Genomic DNA, 16,189 nt, shown 5'->3' on the forward strand with positions numbered 1-16,189 from the left:
GCACCGGCTACTGTTCCTGACGCACGTTCCACACCACAGGGAGTCCCATTGAACTGGCTGCACGCCGTCGTCCTCGGCATCGTGGAGGGCATTACCGAGTTCCTGCCCGTCTCCTCCACGGGACACCTCAATATCGTGGAGAAGCTGATGGGCTACAAGATCGACGACAAGGGTATGACCGCCTTCACGGCCGTCATCCAGATCGGCGCGATCCTGGCGGCCATCGTCTACTTCTGGCGTGACATCGTCCGCATCGTCACCGCCTGGTTCAAGGGCCTGGTCAGACACGAGGCACGTGAGGACCCCGACTACACGCTGGGCTGGGGCATTATCCTGGGCTCGGTGCCGGTCGCGGTCGTGGGCCTGCTGCTCAAGGACTTTATCGAGGTCACGGCCCGCTCCCTGTGGGTCATTGCCGCGGCCCTGGTGCTGTGGAGCGCCGTCATGTGGTGGGCGGACCAGCACTCCGGGGGCCCGCCCGGGGCCGCGCACGCCTCCCTGGGCAAGGGCATGAGCCAGGTAGGGATCAGGGACGCCCTGGTCATCGGCTCCTTCCAGGCCCTCTCCCCGGTCCTGCCGGGTATCTCCCGCTCGGGGGCCACCATCTCCGCGGGCCTGCTGCGCGGCTTCGACCGGGTGACGGCCACCCGCCTGTCCTTCTTTATGGGCATCCCCGCCCTGGTGGCGGCGGGTCTGCTGGAGGCCGTCACCGCGGCCGGGGACATTGCCTCCGGGCCGGGCTGGGTCTCCACGGGCGTCGCCACCGTGGTCTCCGGCGTGGTGGCCTACGCGACCATCGCCTGGCTGCTGCGCTTCGTGTCCTCCAACAAGTTCACCGGGTTCCTGGTCTACCGCGTCGCCCTGGGCATGGTCATTGTGGGCCTGGTCCTGGGGGGCCTGGACCCGGCCTGAGCCGGTGGGCGCCCCGGCACCGGCAAGCGCCCCGACGCCGGCTCGGGCCTGTGTCGGGGCACCGCCGGGGCGCCGTGAAAGGGTTGGGACCATGAGGATCCTGCACACCTCCGACTGGCACCTGGGACGTACCTTCCACGGGCGCCTCCTGGGCGAGGACCACGCGGCCTTCGCCGACCACCTGGTGGACCTGGTGCGCACGGAGTCGGTGGACGCGGTCCTGGTGTGCGGGGACGTCTACGACCGGGCGATCCCGCCCAACGACGCCGTGGCCCTGCTGGACGAGACGCTACGGCGCCTGAGCGAGCGCACCCGGGTGGTCCTGACCCCCGGCAACCACGACTCCGCCCGCCGTCTGGGGTTCGCGGCGGACCTCATGCGCGAGGGCCTGGTCATCCGCGCCCGCACCGCTGGGCTGGACCGGGGCATTATCCTGCCCGACTCCCAGGGGCGTGAGGCCGCCGTCGTGCACGCCCTGCCCTACCTGGACCCCGACGCCGCCCGGGAGATCCTGCCGCCGCTGCTCCAAGAGCGCCTGGGCGAGGTGGTGCCCGCCGGCCGGGGCGCCGACCAGGACGCGCCCGGGGAGCAGGGCCACCCGGCCGCCACCGGTGGGAGTCGGGCGGGCGGAGGGGCCGAGGCCGCACCGCGCGCACCCCTGCTGCCCCGCTCCCACGAGGCGGTCGTCTCGGCCGCCCTGCGCCTGGTGGCAGCCGACCTGCGGCGGGTGCGCCGCGGGCGCAGCCGGCGCCTGCCCAGCCTGCTCATGGCGCACGCCTTCGTGGTGGGCGGCAGGGCGAGCGAGTCCGAGCGCGACATCCGCGTGGGCGGCGTGGACTGCGTCCCCTCAGAGATCTTCACCACCATGGGCGGCTCACCGCTGGCGTCCCAGTGCGGCGGCCTGGACTACGTGGCCCTGGGCCACCTCCACCGCCCCCAGGAGGTGGGCCCCCACCGCGGAGGGAAGCGCGGAGAGCAGGACCAGTGCACCGGTACCGGCGCACCGGGTGCCCCGGGTGGCGGCACCCCGGGTGCCCCAGGGGGCGGGCCGCGTCTGGTCTACTGCGGCTCCCCGCTGCCCTTCTCCTTTGACGAGGCCGAGGACGCCCGCCCCAAGTCCTCGGTCCTGCTGGACCTGTCCGCGGACGGGGTCACGTCGTTGGAGCGCATAGCGGTGCCAGCCCGCCACCGGGTGCGTACCGTGGAGGGCACCATGACCGAGCTGCTCTCCGGCGCCTTCGACGACGCCCGGGACGCCTGGGTGCGCGTCGTCCTGCACGGTCGGCGTCCGCCGGGGGTGCTGGCCGTCCTCAAGGACCGCTTCCCGGGGCTGCTGGCCTTCCACCACCAGGCACCCTGCCGGCCCGGACGCCAGGTGGCGGTCACCGCGGCGGCGGACCCGCTGCGGATCGCCGAGGACTTCCTGGACGACGTCGGGGCCCACCCGCCCGGTGACGCCGAGCGCGCCGTCCTGCGTCAGGCCTACGAGTCCGCCCTGGCGGCACAGCGGAGCGAGAGATGAGGATCCACCACCTGACCATGACCGGCGTCGGCCCCTATGCCGGCAAGGAGCGCATTGACTTCGACGCCGTGGGCGCCTCGGGCCGGTTCCTGCTCACCGGGCCCACCGGGTCGGGCAAGACCACGATTATCGACGCCATCGTCTTCGCCCTGTACGGGGAGGTGGCGGACCCGGCGGACTCCTCCCGGGAGCGCATCCGCTCCACCCTGGCCGGGCCGCAGGATCCCACTGCCGTCGAGCTGGTGTTCTCCACCAGCGCGGGGGTGTACCGGGTGCGCCGCACCCCCGCCTACGAGCGGGCCAAGCGGCGCGGCCAGGGCACCACCACCCAGAACGCCACGGTCAGGCTGTGGCACCTGGCCCGGGTGGGCGGGGAGCCGCTGGACGAGCCGGTGACCCGGGTGGGGGAGGCCGACGCGCAGATCGCCCGCGTGGTGGGCCTGAGCCGGGAGCAGTTCACCCAGACGGTGGTCCTGCCGCAGGGGAAGTTCGCCCGCTTCCTGCGGGCCGAGTCCTCCCAGCGCCAGGGCCTGCTCAGGGACGTGTTCGGCACCGGGATATACGACGCCATCCAGGACTGCCTCATCCAGGCCTCCCGTGCCAGGAACAGGCAGGTGGACCAGGCCGCGACGGATCTGCGCGCCCAGGTGGGCGTCCTGGTCAGGCACCCTCGCCTGGCCGACCGGGAGGCGGAGGGCCAGGGCGGCCAGGGGCCCCGGCGCCTGGACACCGAGCTCATGGCCGCCCTGGAGCACCCCGTCCCCGACCTGGAGGCGCTCGGCCGCGCCACCGCCCGGGCCCGCGAGGAGTCCGGGCAGGCCCTGAGGTGCTGCCAGGCCCTGGCGCTCCAGGCCGCCGACGCCCTGGAGCGGGCCCGGGAGGACCACGAGCGGGCGCGCGAGGTCCACGACCGTCTGGAGCGGCGTCGGGCCCTGGTGGAGGAGTGGCGGTGCCTGGAGGAGCAGGCCGACCAGGACGCCCGGGACGCCGAGCGACTGCGGGCCGCGGAGCGGGCCGAGCGCGTCAGGCCCCTGGTGCGGGCCGAGCGCGCCGCCCGGGCCCGGGCCGAGCAGGCCGTGGCGGCGCTGGCCGGTATAGCCGCCGGACGGCCCGAGGGAGCCGGGCCAGACGGACCCGAGGGGACCGAGCCCGTCAGGCCCGAGAGGACCGAACCAGACGGATCTAAGGGAGCCGGGCCCAGGCGGCCCGAGGAGGCACCCGACGGGCCGGAGGACAGTATCCGTCAGGCCGTGAGCGCCCTGGTCGCCCCCGTGCACGACCGGGCCCGGCGGGTGCTGGAGGACCTGGCGGGCGCGGGCGACCACGCCGCGGCCCTCCTGCCCGACCGTCCCCCGGGCCCGGGGCCCCAGCAGGCCGCGCCAGCTGGCACGCCCAGCACACTCGGTACCGCACCGGCTGGCACGCCCGGTACCGCACCGCCCAGCACGCCCGGTACCGCACCGGCTGGCACGCCCAGCACGCCCGGTACCGCACCAGCCAGCACGCCCAGCACACCCGGTACCGCGCAGCTCGACGCCCTGGCGCACCGCTGCCGCCGTGAGCACGGCCAGCTGGAGGGCCTCATGGAGCTGGAGGCGGCCCTGCCGGAGCGCTCCCGGGCGCTGGACCGGCGCGGCCAGGAGCTGTCGGACGCCGAGAGGCTGATATCGCGACGTCTGACGGACCTCGACCAGCGCACCGCCCAGCGGGCCGACCTGTCCCGGCGTCTGGAGGAGGCCCGCCTGGGCGGTCAGCGTGAGGGCCTGGAGGACCGCCGCACCCGGGCCCACGAGCGGCATCGGGCGGCGCTCAGCGTCCAGGAGCTGACGCACCAGCAGGAGCGCTGCCGCCAGGAGTGCGCCCGGGCCGCGCAGGCGGCCCAGGAGGCGGCCCAGGACGTCCTGGACACCCGCCTGAGGTGGATCTCCTCCACCGCCGGGGCCCTGGCCGGTGAGCTGAGGAGCGGCGAGCCCTGCCCGGTGTGCGGCTCGCGGGAGCACCCCCTCCCCGCCTCCGGGGACGCCCCGGGCGCCAGCCGGGCGCAGGTGGAGCAGGCCGAGGTCCTCCAGGGCCAGGCCGACAGGGCGCTCACCGCGGCCCGCGGGCAGCTTGAGTCCGTCACCGAGCGCCTGGCCCGGGCGCGCCACGACGCCGACGGCATGGACGTCGCGCAGGCCGCCAGGGCCCGGCAGGAGGCCGACGCCGCCGTGGACGCCGCCCGTCAGGCGGCCCAGGAGGCGGAGGACCTGGCGGCCCGGCTCAAGGCCCTCGACGCCGCCACCGCCCAGGAGCACCAGGCCGTGGACGCCGCCCGCCTGGACCGCCAGGCGGCCCTCTCCCGCCTGGAGGCGGACCGGGAGGCCCTGGAGCGGGACGTCGTACGCTGTGAGCAGGGGCGCGGGAGCTGGCCGAGCGTGGCCGCCAGGGGCGCCGCGCTGCTGGCCGGGGCGCTGGAGGCGGAGGCGGCCAGCAGGGAGGTGGCCGAGGCTGGCTCGGCCCTGGAGCAGGCTGGCAGCGCCCGTGCCGAGCTGGCCGAGGCCCTGGGGCGGGAGGGCTTCACCGACGTCGGGCAGGCTGAGGCGGCACGGTTGGACCATGACGCCCGACAGGCCCTGGAGGAGGCCGTCAGGCAGGCCGACGCCGCCCGGAGGCGCGTCCGGGCGGGGCTGGAGGCCCCGGAGCTGGAGGACCTGGACGGACAGGACCACCTGGGGCCCGCGGCCCTGGCCCTGGACAAGGCGCGGGCCGCCGCGGAGCGGGCCGGTGAGGCCCGGGCGCGCACCGAGGCCTCGCACGCCCAGCTGGACCGGGCCTGCACCGAGGTGGAGCAGGCCGCCAGCGCCTACCAGGACGCCGTCGGCTCCAGCGCGGCCCTGCTGGAGGTGACCGCCCTGGCCCGGGGCGACAACCCGGCGGGCACCCCCCTGGCCACCTGGGTGCTCCAGGCCCGGTTCGACGAGGTCCTGGTGTTCGCCAACGAGCGCCTGGCGCAGATGTCCTCGGGACGCTACGAGCTGGTCCGGGTCGACCAGGAGGCGGGGCAGCGCGGGCGCCGCCAGGGCCTGGGCCTGGCCGTCACCGACAACCTCGGGGTCGGGCGCAGCCGGGATCCCCGGACGCTCTCGGGCGGGGAGACCTTCTACGTCTCGCTCGCCCTGGCCCTGGCCCTGGCCGACGTCGTCTCGGCGGAGTCCGGGGGCGTGAGCCTGGACACCCTGTTTATTGACGAGGGGTTCGGCACCCTGGACCCGCAGACCCTCCAGGACGTGCTCGCCGAGCTCGGACGCCTCCAGGAGGGGGGCCGCACCGTGGGCATCGTCTCCCACGTGGCCGAGCTGCGCCGCCAGATCCCCGACCGGATCGAGGTGCGTCGGGGGAAGATCGGCTCCACCGTCCGGACCACTGCCACCTACGACGTCCCCTGACCGGGCCGGCACGCAGGCGGCGGCGTCCCACCCACCTCCCTGCGCGCCGTGACCTCGGTGAGACGGAGGAGACACCACCAGGAGTTCACTTTTCCTGTCTTGCTCGCTATCCTCGAACGCGCAAGAAACCACTCCCTTACTGAACGGATGGTGGTGCCAGTGCCTGAGGCACTCTCCCAGCCCCAGTTCGACGTCCTCTACTGTCTGCTACGAGCCAGCTCCCCCCTGACCCAGCGCCAGATCCACGCCGCCACCGGCATGTCCCTGGGCAGCGTCAACACCGTGGTCCGCGAGTGCGAGGCCCTGGGCCTGGTCGCCGACCGCGTCCTCACCCAGGCCGGCCGGGCCGCGCTGGAGCCCTACCGGGTGGACAACGCGGTGATCATGGCCGCCGGGCTCTCCAGCCGCTTCGCCCCCATCTCCTACGAGCGCCCCAAGGGCACCCTGCGCGTACGCGGGGAGATACTGGTCGAGCGGCAGATCAAGCAGCTGCGCGAGGCCGGGATCAACGACATTATCCTCGTGGTGGGCTACAAGAAGGAGTACTTCTTCTCCCTGGCCGAGCGGCTCGGGGTGCGGATCGTCGTCAACGACGACTACGTCACCCGGAACAACAACGGCTCCCTGTGGGTGGTACGCAAGGAGCTGGGCAACACCTACGTGTGCTCCTCGGATGACTACTTCACCACCAACCCCTTTGAGTCCCACGTGTACCAGGCCTACTACTCGGCCCAGTACGTGGCGGGCCCCACCTCCGAGTGGTGCCTGGTCACCGGCGCGAACGGCCGGATCACCGGGGCCACCGTGGGCGGGGCGGACGCCTGGACCATGCTGGGCCACGTCTACTTCGACCGCGCCTTCTCCACCACCTTCCGCCGCATCCTGGAGGAGGTCTACACGCTCCCCGAGACCGCGCCCAAGCTGTGGGAGTCGATCTACATCGAGCACGTCAAGGAGCTCGACATGGTGATCCGCCGCTACCCCGAGGGCGTCATCAACGAGTTCGACTCGGTCAACGAGATCCGTGACTTCGACCCCATGTTCCTGGAGAACGTGGACTCGGAGGTGTTCGACAACATCTCCTCCGTCCTGGGGTGCCCCAAGACGGAGATCCACGACTTCTACCCGCTCAAGCAGGGCATTACCAACCTGTCGTGCCACTTCTCCGTGGGCGACCAGGAGTACGTCTACCGCCACCCGGGTATCGGGACGGACAAGATCGTCAACCGGGGCGCCGAGCTGGAGGCCCTGCGCCTGGCCGCCAAGCTGGGCCTGGACCACACCTTCCTGGCGGGCGACCCCACCAAGGGCTGGAAGATCTCCCGCTTCATCACCGACGCACGCAACCTCGACATGACCAGTGACGACGAGCTCCGTCGGGCCATGACCATGGACCGCGAGCTGCACGACAGCGACGCACGGCTGTCGAGGACCTTCGACTTCATTACCGAGGGCCTGAAGTACGAGCGGCTCCTGGAGGGGCACGGACCCATTGACGTCCCCGGCTACAGCACGCTGCGCTCCAAGGTCCTGCGCCTGAAGGACCACGCCACCGCCGACGGGTTCCCCGTGGCACCCAGCCACAACGACTTCTTCCCCCTCAACTTCCTGGTGGGCACCGACGGGCACATCGACCTCATTGACTGGGAGTACTCGGGCATGTCCGACGTCGCCAGCGACTTCGGGACCATGGTCGTGTGCACCCAGATCTCCGGGGAGCGCGCCGAGGACGCCCTGAGCTACTACTTCGGCCGTACCCCCACCCCCCAGGAGCGGCGCCACTTCTGGTCCTACGTGGTGTTCGCCGGCTGGTGCTGGTACGTGTGGGCGCTGCTGAAGGAGGCCGAGGGCGACGACATCGGGGAGTGGCTGTTCATCTACTACCGCCACGCCGCCTACTACGTGGACGCCCTCCTGGAGTCCTACGAGTCCGACACGCCCCTGGAGCACGCGCCGGCCGCGCGCACCGGGCGCACCAATGTGAGGAGCAACTCATGAGGTACGGGATCCTCAGCGGTGCCCTGTGGGGCCTGGACACCGTCGTGCTCGCCGTCGCCACGGCCCTGGTGCCCTTCCTGGGCGCCGACGAGGCCTCCCTGGCCAGCGCGGTCCTGCACGACGTGTCCTGCGCCCTCATCCTGCTGGTCTACATGGGCGTGCGCGGCCGCCTGGGCGACACCTGGAGGGCGGCGCGCACCCGCTCCGGGCTGGCCGTGGTCCTGGGCGCGCTGCTGGGCGGGCCCATTGGCATGAGCGGCTACCTGGTCGCGATCAACAACATCGGCCCGGGCTACACGGCCATTATCTCCACCTTCTACCCGGCGGTGGGCACCTTCCTGGCCTTTGTCTTCCTCAAGGAGCGGATGCACCTGCACCAGGTCGTCGCGCTCGTCATCGCCCTGGCGGCCATTGTCTACATCGGCTACTCCTCCACCACCGACGACGCCACGAGCGGCTCGTCCCTCGTCGGCGTCCTGGGGGCCCTGGCGTGCGTCCTGGGGTGGGGCTCGGAGGCGGTCATCCTGGCGTGGGGCATGAAGAACGACGTCGACAACGAGACCGCCCTGCAGATCCGCGAGACGACCTCCGGACTGGTCTACCTCCTGGTCGTCGCGCCCCTCGCCGGGGTCCTGGACTTCACCTTCCACGCCTCGACGTCGCTGGGCACCGGGGTGCTCGCCCTGGCCGCCGTCGCGGGTACGGCCTCGTACCTGTTCTACTACAAGGCCATTGACACCATCGGCGCCTCCCGGGGCATGGCCCTGAACATCTCCTACTCGGCGTGGACGGTGGTCTTCACCCTGGTCCTGACGGCCCTCGCCCCCACCCTGCTGGACCCCACGGCGACAGAGCCGGCCTCGCTCCTCACCTCCGACACCCTCCGGCAGGTCGGCTGCTGCGTGGTGATCCTCGTGTCCACCGTCCTGGCGGCCACCCCGGACTGGAGGGAGCTGCGCTTCCGCCGGCAGACGGCCCCGGTCGGGTAGACCCCGCCCCGTCCCTACCGGCCGGGCCCCGGCACCCTGCCGGGCCCGGCCGGCCCCGTCCCCGGCTCCCTGTCCCCGTCCTTCCCGGCCTCCGGGGGCACCGGCCCGCGACCGTACCCCTACGCAGTACCGGGAACCGTCCTTCCCGGCCCTGGGGGCACCGGCCCCAGGACGCCGACGGGTGAACGCGCACGCCGGGTACCCCAGCCCCCCGGGGCACCGGCCCCAGACCACCGTCGTTAAGGAGTGCGGGCAGATGCACCAAGCACGCTCCCAGACCAGCCGCGACTACCTGTGGAACACCGCCTCGTCGTTCATGACCGCCCTGGCGACCGTGGTCATGCTCCTGGTGGTCACCCGCACGGCGGGGATCCGGGCGGCCGGCGTCTACTCCCTGGCCATTGCCGTGGGCCAGCAGTTCCAGACCCTGGGCATGTACGAGGTCAGGGCCTACCACGTCACCGACGTCACCCACCGGTTCACCTTCGGCACCTACCTGGCCACCCGCATTGTCACCGTGGCCCTCATGCTGGTGGGTATCACCACCTACGCCGTCCTCTCCAGCAGCGACGTCCACCACTGCATCCTGGTGACGCTCGTGGCCTCCCTGCGTGTGTTCGACGCCTTTGAGGACGTCTACGTGTGCGAGCTCCAGCGGGTCGGGCGCCTGGACCTGGGGGGCCGGGCCTGCTTCTGGCGCGCGCTGTCCACCACGGTGGTCTTCTCCCTCACCCTGGCCCTGACCGGCAGCCTGCTCACCTCCACCGTGACGACCCTGGTCCTGTCCGTGCTCACCACTGTCCTGGTCTACCTACCGCCGTCCCGCGGGCTGTTCCCGCTCCGGCCCGCCTGGGAGCCCGGGCCCGTGGTCCAGGTGCTCCTGGCCTGCCTGCCGCTGTTCGGGGCGTCCTTTATATCCATGTACCTGTCCAACGCCCCCAGGTTCGCCATCGACCGCTACCTGGACCCCACCCAGCAGGGCTACTTCGCGATCCTGTTCATGCCCGCCGTCACCATTAACCTCATGTCCCTGGTCATCTTCCGCCCCCTGCTCACGCCCATGGCGGCGCTGTGGGCCAGGGGCGCGCGCCCGGCGTTCACCCGGCTCGTCAGGCGCGGCCTGGCCAGCGCCCTGGCGGCCTTCGGGGTCGTGGCGCTCATTACCTACGTGGCCGGGCCCCCGCTGCTCGCCCTCGTGTTCGGCAAGGACGTGTCCGCCTTCTCCGTCGAGCTCATGGTGCTCGTGGGCGGCGGGGCCATGAACGCCGCCAGCGTGGTCCTCTACTACGCCCTGGCCACCATGCGCCTGCAGAGGACCATATTCCTGGGGTACGCCCTGGCCGCCCTGGTCATGACCGCGCTGTGCCTGACCCTGGTGCCCGCCCACGCCCTGCTCGGGGCGGCCCTGGCCTACAGCGGCGCCATGGGCGTCCTGACCCTGAGCTTCGCTGCGGTCCTGTACTACTGCCAGGCCAGGGCGGCCGGGGCGGACGGTGCGGCTGAGGCGGCGGGGTCGGGTGGTGCGGGTGGTGCGGCTGAGGCGGGCGTCCAGGCTGGCGCGGGTAGCGCGGGCGGTGCAGGCAGTGCGGGCGGCACGGGCAGCATGACCAGGACGGGCGGCGCGGCCGGAGTGGGAGAGGCGTGAGGGCCCGGGGCGTGCCCTGAGGACGCCGCGGCTACGGGCGCCGGGTGAGGCCAGCCGCCAGGTGCTCCCGCTCGCAGACGTCGTACCAGAGCAGGTCCGCCTCGGCGGCACGCTCGAAGGCGGCCTCGTCCCCTCCCCGGGCCGCCCGTACGTCCGCCTCGGCGGCGGCCTCGTCCACCAGGAGGGAGGCGACGTCGTCCCAGGGCACCGGCGCGGTCACCTGGACGGTGCCGGGGAGCACGTCCTCGTCAGGGGCCAGTTCCCTGACGTGCTCAGGGACGACGTCGGCGGCGATGACCACGCGCCGGTCCGCCAGGCCGTCGGCCTCCGGGCGGGACAGGCGCACGAGGGAGGAGTCGGCCGCGCACAGGCTGGCGGAGACCTCCAGGCCCTCCTGGTCCTCCTCGGGCAGGGCGGCGGCCAGGGCGGCGGTGGCGGCGTGGGCCGTCCGCGGTGAGAGAGCCGGTGCCGTCAGGTCGGCGGCGGTAGCAGGCAGGTAGACACGCATGATCCCAGTCTGCCAGGCGCCCCTCGTGGCCTCCTGCCACGACGCCCGGGGCGGGGCCCGCCAGCGCCTGTAGACGGCAGGCAGCCGGTTCCTAGTGACGGCGACGGCGGTCCCTCTTACCGGCCCGGGAGGCGCGGTGACGGGCTGACCGTCGGGAGGAGCCGGGGTCCTCGGGGGCCGGGGCCGCCTCGGTCGGCGGGGGCGGTGGGGGCGGCTCCTGGGCGGTCCACCCGGGCGGGGCCGGGACCCAGCCCGGCACCTGGGGCGCCGGCCCACCTGGCGGCGCAGGTGCTGGCGGGAGCGGGCTGCGGACGGGGCCGGGCACCTGGGTAGGGCCGGGCACCTGGGCGGGGAGCTGGGCCTGCTGGGCCGCGGCCGGCTGGGCCGGGGCCCCGGGCGTCCTGCGGGCTGGCCTGCGTACCACCGTGTCCTGGAGCTCCGGCGGGAGGGCGGAGGCTCCCGGGCCCTGCGCACCCTGGGCCGGAGCCTGCTGAGGCCCACGGGCCAGAACCTGCTGCACCCCCTGGGGCAGTCCCTGCTGCGCGCTCTGAGCCGGAGTCTGCGCCCCTTGGGCCGGAGTCTGCTGCGGTCCACGAGGCGGGAGCGGCACCGCCCTCTGGTCCCGGCCGTCCCGGCCGCCTTGGGCGTCCTGACCGACCTGGGGGTTCCGACCGGCCTGGGCGTCCCGGGGGTCCCGGCCGCCTTGGGCACCCCGGCCACCCCGACCGTCCCGGGTGCGGGCAGGCTCCGTCTTCCTCCCGCCGCCCCGGCGTCGCCACAGACCCCGACGTGAGCGTGACAGGGGGTCAACGCACCGCGCCCCGGGATCCACCCGGTCCACGAGCGCCGCCAGCGCCGCGCCGAGCGCGCTGCCGGGGGCGCCCTCCAGGACGCTGGAGCCCTCCAGCAGGCAGCGGTCGGCGCTGGCCTGGTCGTCAGGCAGGAGGACGGGGCTGACCACGCCCCCAAAACGGCCCAGGGCCTCGCGGACGGCCCGCTCGGGCGAGGGGCCCGCCACGGAGGCGCGCACCCGGTTGACGACGACCTCGACCCGTCCCCTCCACGTCCCGGTCTCGGCGTCCGCCAGGTGCGCAATGAGGCGGCGGACCCCCACCGGGTCACCGGCCCCCACCACCACCACGACGTCGGCCTCCTTGAGCAGCGCGGCGACCATGGCCGTGCGCCCGGGCTCCAGGGTGAAGTCGTCGACATCGTCCACGGCCTGGCCCCCGGCCACGTCCACGACCGTCCAGGGGGCGGTCTGCCGGCACCGGCGCCAGACCTCGGCCATGGAGGCGGGAGGGAGCTCACGCCAGCGTCCGCCGCGTCCCAGGCCCGACAGGAGACGTGTCCCTGGCCCGGCAGGGGCCAGGATCCGCTCGAAGGCCTCCGCGTCCAGGCGCGCGTGGGTGGCCAGCCGGGCGGCGGTGGCCAGCGCCGAGGAGTCCTCCGGCATGCCCAGGACCTGTACCAGGCTCGGGGCCTCCAGGTCGGCGTCCACCAGCAGCGCCTGGCCGCCGCGGGCCAGGCCGTGCGCCAGCGAGGCCGCCACCGTGGTCCGGCCCGGCGCGCCGTGCGGCCCCCACACCACCACCAGGCGACCGCCCTGACCGGGCCGGCCGTCGGCGCTACCGGCAGGGAGCCGACCGGGTGCGGGACCTCCCGGGAGGCTGCCGCCCCAGGGGAGGCCGCCGATGTCGTCGTCGTCACCAACGGAGGTGCGCCAGGTCTCCTCCCACTGCTCCACCCAGGGGTCGGTGGGGGCCGGAGGCGAGGCCGTCCCCGTCGGAGTGGTCACCACGTCCTCGGGGCGTGCGGACGCCGGGGGCGCGAGGGCGCCGTCCTGACGCACCAGGCCCTGGAGCCGGGAGCGGATCTGCTGGGGATCCGCACCCCGCCACATGGCGACCCAGCCGTCGTCGAGCACGGGCGCGCTGTCGGGATCGGACACCAGGAGGACGCCGCGCATCCCGGCACGCCCCAGGCGGTCCAGGACGGTGCGGTCCACGTCGGCGAAGGCGGCGTCCACGACGGCCAGGCAGGCCAGGCCAGCCAGGCCAGCGCTGAGGAGCTCGGGCAGGTCCGCGCACCGGCGCACGACCCGCAGGCCGCTGCCCGTGGCGTCCAGGGAGCGCACCAGCGGGGCGTCCTCGCCGCTGAGCGCGAGCAGGACCCCCTGGTCCACCGCGGCGCTCACGTGCCCTGCCCCGTGGGGACCAGGACGAGCGGGGCGCCGCTGCCGACCGCGGTGAGGACCTGCTCCAGGGACTCGGGGGGCACCAGGACCTCCACGGTGGTGGTGGCCGCGCCAATGAGGCTGGAGCCGGACTCCTTGACGGTGACGACGACGAGCCCGGAGGCGACGGACTGCGCCTTGACCGGGGTGGACCCCTGGGCCTGGTCGGCCGAGGCCCCCTGGGCGGAGGGGACCCGGCTGTTCTCCTGCACGGTGGGCAGGCGCCACAGCTCCACCGTGTCACCGGTACCGGTCGTGGCGGGCAGGCCGCCCGCCACGGTCAGCACCACCGACCGCAGGGAGACGTCGGAGGCCCTGCCCACCCCCGCGGTGGGCAGGAGCTCCCCGGCTACCATGGAGCGGGTGGCGACGGCCTCCTGGGGCAGGTCGCCCTCCTTGACGTAGGAGCCGCTGCCCGGGTGGGAGGCGACCAGGGTCAGGACGCCCTCGGCGGTCAGGTCGGTTCCCGGGGCGACGTCGCGGGCCAGGACGTAGATCTGCTGGGTGTCGGAGGCGGCGTCCACCGCCCAGGCCCCCGGCGCGACGGCGCAGCCCACGAGGGCCAGGCCGCCGGCCAGGCGGGGGTCGCGCCACGTCGCACGGCGCCAGCGGACGGTCGGGGTGGATGGGACGGGGGTGCGGGATCCCGCAAGGCTGGTGGTCACGTTCTCTCCTGAGCCACTGCACGGACCTCAACGTCCGTTGCCGGGGTTTGGGTATCCACAGATTACGTCAGAGGTGGCGCGTAGGGCTAGAACTATGGGAATATTGGTTCATGGCACGGAACTTTCTGACAATCGCCGACGTCGCCGAGAGCCTCCAGCTCTCGACGCAGGCCGTACGCGCGCTCATCCACTCCGGGGACCTCCCCGCGATCCAGGTCGGAGCCCGCCACCTGTGGCGCATCGAGGACACCGCCCTGGATGAGTACATTGAGCGGCAGCTGGCCAGTACTCGTACCAAGGTCACCGCAGGTGGCCTGCCGGACGAGGCCTGACCCGTCCTGGTCGCGGGCCCGCCGGGCCCGTGACGTGTCCTGATCCACAGCCTCCTGTCTGGCACACCACTGTGCCAGACAGGAGGCCGACTCTGTCTGTCCGGACCAGGATTTTCATCTATGAGCGAACGCTTTTGCACCTGTGATTAATAAGACAGAGTTATCGGTGCTACCGGCTGCGCATGACCTCGATGCTCTCCAGGAGCACACTCACACGCCGCCGCACCCCCGGGGCCGAGGAGCCGGGGGCCCACGCCCCGCGCCCGCCCACGCCGTCGACGATGACGTCGAGGTGGTCCGCCCCGACCCAGGCCAGGCGGCCCACGACCTCCCCGCCCAGGAGGACCACCCGCACCCGGGTGCCGCGCCTGACCATCTCCCGCAGGGCCATGGGCAGGCTCACGGCCCGACGCCCCTGCACCCCCGGGGCCGGCCTGCCTAGCGGGGAGACGACCGCCAGGGCCGCCACGGGGACGAGGGCCTGGAGGCCCACCTCCTCCTCCAGGAGCAGGTAGGCGCTCTCGCACCGGCGCAGCACCCCCTCCAGCTGCGCCCCCGAGCGGGTCCGCAGGCTGAGGCACTGCCCGGTAGCGGCCCGCAGCCGGTCCACCAGGCGCACGGCAGAGGCCTCCGCCTCCGCCAGGTCCAGGCTCTGGGCCACGACCTGCGTGCGCTGCTCGGCCTCAAAACGGTTCTCCAGGTCCGCGAGCATGACATCCCAGTCCACAGGCCTAACCTCAGCACAGTTCGCCCACAGGGACAAGATACCTAAACATGACGTAAACGCTTGACAGAACCTCTAGACTCAGGCATGCTCTTCTCACACCACCACCGTCGTTGGAGCCCCTCATGAGCGCCCGTCCTCGTCTTCTGGTCCTCGCCACCGCCGCCTCGCTGCTGGCCCTCGCCCTGGTCCTCACCTGCCTGCAGGCGGTCTCCGCGCTGGTCGCCGTCCCCACGTCCTGGTGGGGCCCCAGCCAGCTCTCCGCCGCCCTGGTGGCCCTGGCCAGCGCCGCCGGGGCGGCGGGAGCCGCCTGGCACGCCCTGTCCGCCCTCCTGGCCCTGCTGGTCCTGCCCGCCCGCGGGCGACGCCGCGCGGCAGCACCCGCCCAGCGTCTCCTGGCGCGGTGGGGCGCCCCGTGGGTACGGCGGATCCTGGTGGGCACGCTCAGCCTGAGCGCGGTCACCGCACCCGCCCTCGCGGCGGTGCCCACCCCTGACGACCTCGGCTGGCGGCCTACGCAGTCCGCGCCGGCGCCCGCCCCGCAGGCCGCGGACGACGTGGCTACCGGGGATCCTGCCGCCGGGGATCCTGCTACCGGGCCGGCCCCTGAGGACACCGCGGGCCCCTCCCCCGCCGACCCGGCGGCCCCGGGGACGGCCCCGGGCGGGGCCGCGCCGCCTGGGGGCGTCCCGTCTGGGACCGTCACCTCAGCGCCCACCGCCCCGGGGCCGCAGGGCGCCCCACCCGGGGCACCGGGGGCACCGGGGTATCCGGGGGCATCGGGTGCACCGGGGGCACAGGGGTCGCCCGCCCCCGGGGCCGAGGAGGAGGCCACCGCGTCGGCGCCCGCGGGAACCGGGGCGTCCCACGGCACCCGGGCCACCGGCTCGCACACGGTCCGTCCCGGGGAGTCCCTGTGGTCCATTACCGCCGACCTGCTGCACACCACCGACCGGGGTGCCATTGCCTCGGCCTGGCCCACGCTGTGGGCCGCCAACCGGGTGGTGGTCGGGCGCGACCCCGGGCTCATCCGCCCCGGCACGGTCCTCCAGGTCCCCGAGGCCCTCCTCCCGGCCTGAGGACCGCGACCGGGACCTTACGTCCGCCGCCCCGGCCTCTGGCCTGGGCCTGGGGCCACCCGGTCCCCCCCCACCGGCCCGGGAACAACGACCCCCTCGCGGGCGCAGCCGCCCGCCGCCCGCCCCACCGGCCCGGGAACGACCCGGCCACCCA

At 73.9% G+C, this 16,189-nt stretch carries 12 protein-coding genes; 8 read left to right on the forward strand and 4 right to left on the reverse strand.

The window, feature by feature from the left end; all coding sequences use genetic code 11:
• Positions 1–48: 48 nt before the first annotated feature.
• The 6 genes from JJJ15_RS02870 (at position 49) to JJJ15_RS02895 (ending at position 10,491) form a co-directional block, all read left to right on the forward strand.
• On the forward strand, positions 49–912 hold the full coding sequence (locus tag JJJ15_RS02870; protein ID WP_106109391.1) for an undecaprenyl-diphosphate phosphatase: 864 nt from the start codon (positions 49–51) through the stop codon (positions 910–912).
• A 91-nt stretch (positions 913–1,003) separates the two neighbouring features.
• On the forward strand, positions 1,004–2,434 hold the full coding sequence (sbcD, locus tag JJJ15_RS02875) for an exonuclease subunit SbcD (RefSeq protein WP_200511392.1): 1,431 nt from the start codon (positions 1,004–1,006) through the stop codon (positions 2,432–2,434).
• Positions 2,431–5,859 carry an AAA family ATPase gene (locus JJJ15_RS13365; RefSeq protein ID WP_200511393.1) on the forward strand — a complete coding sequence of 1,143 codons (3,429 nt, stop codon included), beginning with the start codon at positions 2,431–2,433 and terminating at the stop codon, positions 5,857–5,859. The genes sbcD and JJJ15_RS13365 overlap by 4 nt, the downstream gene beginning before the upstream one ends.
• Positions 5,860–6,006: 147 nt before the next feature.
• Positions 6,007–7,857 carry a phosphotransferase gene (locus tag JJJ15_RS02885; RefSeq protein ID WP_200511394.1) on the forward strand — a complete coding sequence of 617 codons (1,851 nt, stop codon included), beginning with the start codon at positions 6,007–6,009 and terminating at the stop codon, positions 7,855–7,857.
• Positions 7,854–8,846 carry a DMT family transporter gene (locus tag JJJ15_RS02890; RefSeq protein WP_200511395.1) on the forward strand — a complete coding sequence of 331 codons (993 nt, stop codon included), beginning with the start codon at positions 7,854–7,856 and terminating at the stop codon, positions 8,844–8,846. Before JJJ15_RS02885 ends, JJJ15_RS02890 begins: the two co-directional genes overlap by 4 nt.
• A gap of 256 nt (positions 8,847–9,102) precedes the next feature.
• Positions 9,103–10,491 (forward strand): lipopolysaccharide biosynthesis protein, encoded by a 1,389-nt coding sequence (locus JJJ15_RS02895; protein WP_246742122.1) that lies wholly within the window; start codon positions 9,103–9,105, stop codon positions 10,489–10,491.
• A 31-nt stretch (positions 10,492–10,522) separates the two neighbouring features.
• Here JJJ15_RS02895 and JJJ15_RS02900 read toward each other — a convergent pair whose 3' ends face one another.
• From JJJ15_RS02900 to JJJ15_RS02910, 3 genes are all read right to left on the reverse strand, one after another.
• Complete coding sequence (locus JJJ15_RS02900) at positions 10,523–10,999, reverse strand: hypothetical protein (protein ID WP_200511396.1); 477 nt, start codon at positions 10,997–10,999, stop codon at positions 10,523–10,525.
• A gap of 91 nt (positions 11,000–11,090) precedes the next feature.
• Positions 11,091–13,196 (reverse strand): hypothetical protein, encoded by a 2,106-nt coding sequence (locus tag JJJ15_RS13370; protein ID WP_200511397.1) that lies wholly within the window; start codon positions 13,194–13,196, stop codon positions 11,091–11,093.
• On the reverse strand, positions 13,193–13,900 hold the full coding sequence (locus JJJ15_RS02910; RefSeq protein WP_246742123.1) for a hypothetical protein: 708 nt from the start codon (positions 13,898–13,900) through the stop codon (positions 13,193–13,195). The genes JJJ15_RS13370 and JJJ15_RS02910 overlap by 4 nt, the downstream gene beginning before the upstream one ends.
• 110 nt (positions 13,901–14,010) lie before the next feature.
• Here JJJ15_RS02910 and JJJ15_RS02915 point away from each other — a divergent pair, with 110 nt between their 5' ends.
• The gene (locus JJJ15_RS02915; protein WP_106109398.1) at positions 14,011–14,232 is read left to right on the forward strand and encodes a helix-turn-helix domain-containing protein; all 222 of its coding nucleotides are present in this window, start codon (positions 14,011–14,013) and stop codon (positions 14,230–14,232) included.
• 169 nt (positions 14,233–14,401) lie between these two features.
• On the opposite strand, the gene JJJ15_RS02920 is transcribed toward JJJ15_RS02915, so the two are convergent.
• Positions 14,402–14,959 carry a Fis family transcriptional regulator gene (locus JJJ15_RS02920; RefSeq protein WP_106109399.1) on the reverse strand — a complete coding sequence of 186 codons (558 nt, stop codon included), beginning with the start codon at positions 14,957–14,959 and terminating at the stop codon, positions 14,402–14,404.
• A gap of 122 nt (positions 14,960–15,081) precedes the next feature.
• Between JJJ15_RS02920 and JJJ15_RS13375 the strand changes: the two genes are divergently transcribed.
• The gene (locus JJJ15_RS13375; RefSeq protein WP_106109400.1) at positions 15,082–16,035 is read left to right on the forward strand and encodes a LysM domain-containing protein; all 954 of its coding nucleotides are present in this window, start codon (positions 15,082–15,084) and stop codon (positions 16,033–16,035) included.
• Positions 16,036–16,189: the final 154 nt, after the last annotated feature.

The sequence above is a fragment of the Actinomyces sp. HMT897 genome (assembly GCF_016626125.1).
Classification (GTDB): domain Bacteria; phylum Actinomycetota; class Actinomycetes; order Actinomycetales; family Actinomycetaceae; genus Actinomyces.

What these genes read in the sequence shown, in the direction of transcription:
- sbcD (WP_200511392.1), top strand. Translation starts at nt 1,004, where the DNA reads ATGAGGATCCTGCACACCTCCGACTGGCACCTGGGACGTACCTTCCAC.
- JJJ15_RS13365 (WP_200511393.1), top strand. Translation starts at nt 2,431, where the DNA reads ATGAGGATCCACCACCTGACCATGACCGGCGTCGGCCCCTATGCCGGC.
- JJJ15_RS02885 (WP_200511394.1), top strand. Translation starts at nt 6,007, where the DNA reads ATGGTGGTGCCAGTGCCTGAGGCACTCTCCCAGCCCCAGTTCGACGTC.
- JJJ15_RS02890 (WP_200511395.1), top strand. Translation starts at nt 7,854, where the DNA reads ATGAGGTACGGGATCCTCAGCGGTGCCCTGTGGGGCCTGGACACCGTC.
- JJJ15_RS02895 (WP_246742122.1), top strand. Translation starts at nt 9,103, where the DNA reads ATGCACCAAGCACGCTCCCAGACCAGCCGCGACTACCTGTGGAACACC.
- JJJ15_RS02900 (WP_200511396.1), bottom strand. Translation starts at nt 10,999, where the DNA reads ATGCGTGTCTACCTGCCTGCTACCGCCGCCGACCTGACGGCACCGGCT.
- JJJ15_RS02915 (WP_106109398.1), top strand. Translation starts at nt 14,011, where the DNA reads ATGGCACGGAACTTTCTGACAATCGCCGACGTCGCCGAGAGCCTCCAG.
- JJJ15_RS13375 (WP_106109400.1), top strand. Translation starts at nt 15,082, where the DNA reads ATGAGCGCCCGTCCTCGTCTTCTGGTCCTCGCCACCGCCGCCTCGCTG.